Raw genomic sequence first — 1,699 nt, 5'->3', positions numbered from 1 at the left:
CACCGAGCCAAGCACCACGACGTCGGAAAGACGGTCAAACGCGCTGAGTCGATCAAGGAACACCAAGCTCGCCGCGGATAAACGCCAAGCTGAGAAGCCGTATCTCAACCGAACGTGATCGCTTGATTTCTGCTGGTCAGGCATGGTCTAGCTCAGGGTGAGGGAGGCATGCGGCGTCTTGTTTCGGCTCCGTGATCGAGGGGTGCGCGATGGCGTCGGTGCTGGGAATGCTGGAGGAGCGGGAGGCAGCGGCCCGGGTGCGGGTGGAGGGGCTTCGGGAGGAAGCCGCGCGGCTGGCTGGGGTGTTGGAGGCCGCGGAGATCGAGCTGGACCGGCGGGTGATCGCGCGGGAGGAGCTGGTCGAGGTCCTGGCGGCCTCGGCTGCCGAGAGCACCGCCGTGACCGAGTCGGACGCGGAATCCGTGTCCTCGCCCGCACCGGTGCCGGGCTCGATCGTGCCGCCGTGGCGCGAGGGACTGCCGGTGACGGTGCTGGCACCGGACTACCAGCGGATTATGGGCGTGTTCGACGAGCGGCGGCCCGCGGGCCAGCAGCCGCTGAAAGCCAGGGAGATCACGGCTCGGCTGGGCTTGGAGACATCGTCGGCGAAGGTCGAGGGGGTGCGCTCAAAGGCCCGGCGTCTGGCCGAGCGCGGGTGGCTCCTCCTGGAGGCGTCGGGGGCGTTCAGTGCCGGTCGGCGGCCCGTGGCCGTGCCAGACGCCGGCTCATCCGCGTGACCATCGACCACCGGATCATCGCCTCGCTGGTGGCGGGCAGGGTCTCGTAGTCCCGGGCCAGACGGCGCGAATGCATCAGCCACGCGAACGTTCGTTCTGCCACCCAGCGCCTGGGCAGCACCACGAACCCTGTCATGTCGTCGGTGCGCTTGACGATCTCCAAGGTCAGGGCGAGTTTCTCCCGTGCCCAGTCGACGAGGCCGCCGGTGTAGCCGCCGTCGGCCCAGACGAGGATGATGTCGCGGTGCAGACGCCGCAACCGGGTCAGCAGGCCCGTCGCGGCGTCCCGGTCGCCGATGTTCGCGGCGGTGACCGCGACGACCAGGAGCAGACCGAGGGTATCGGTCACGATGTGCCGCTTGCGGCCCGGAACCTTCTTCCCGCCGTCGTAGCCGCGTGAGACGGACGGCACCGAGGCCGCGGCCTTCACCGACTGCGTGTCGATGATCCCCGCCGTGGGCTCGGCCTCACGGCCCTCGCGTTCACGCACCCGTCCGCGCAGCCGGTCGTGGAACTCGGTGATCAGCCCGTGCTCGCGCCAGCGGCGGAAGAAGGCGTAGACCCGGCCCCACGCGGGGAAGTCCGCGGGCATCGCACGCCAGGAGATCCCGCCCGCGACCAGGTAGCGGATCGCGTCCAGCATCTGGCGGTGGCAATAGCCCTCAGGCTGTCCGCCCCGGCCCTGGAGCCAGGCCGGCACCGGCAGCAGCGGCCGGATGGCCGCCCACTCCGCGTCCGTCATGTCGGAGGTATACCGGCGTTCCCGGTCCGGATGATCGGCCGCATTGCCGTACACATGCGCGAGGCAGTCACACGATGGAGCAGCCGAGTTGAACTCAACGGGTTCGGACACGTACAACAACGACACTAGGGAGCGTATTGGGTCGTGATCAATCTGTGGGTTTTGCCTGCGTGGCGAGTCCTGGGCAGGTAGACCTTCTTGGGTGACTCGTGTGCAACTG

Annotated in this window: 2 protein-coding genes; one reads left to right on the top strand and one right to left on the bottom strand. The window is 68.7% G+C overall.

Translation table 11 applies throughout. The features are described 5' to 3' along the window. The first annotated feature begins 209 nt into the window (after positions 1 to 209). Positions 210 to 737: a hypothetical protein gene (locus tag ACFW2Y_RS35725; protein ID WP_384887892.1), complete on the top strand. Its 528-nt coding sequence runs from the start codon at positions 210 to 212 to the stop codon at positions 735 to 737. Here the strand turns inward: ACFW2Y_RS35725 and ACFW2Y_RS35720 are convergent. Next, the gene (locus ACFW2Y_RS35720) at positions 685 to 1,479 is read right to left on the bottom strand and encodes an IS5 family transposase (protein ID WP_384887890.1); all 795 of its coding nucleotides are present in this window, start codon (positions 1,477 to 1,479) and stop codon (positions 685 to 687) included. The two genes, ACFW2Y_RS35725 and ACFW2Y_RS35720, sit on opposite strands and share 53 nt — an antisense overlap. Positions 1,480 to 1,699 lie beyond the last annotated feature (220 nt).

It is taken from the genome of Streptomyces sp. NPDC058877 (assembly GCF_042742855.1).
Lineage (GTDB): Bacteria > Actinomycetota > Actinomycetes > Streptomycetales > Streptomycetaceae > Streptomyces.
Note: the sequence above shows the minus strand (reverse complement) of the source record. Positions and strands in the feature narration are given on the sequence as shown.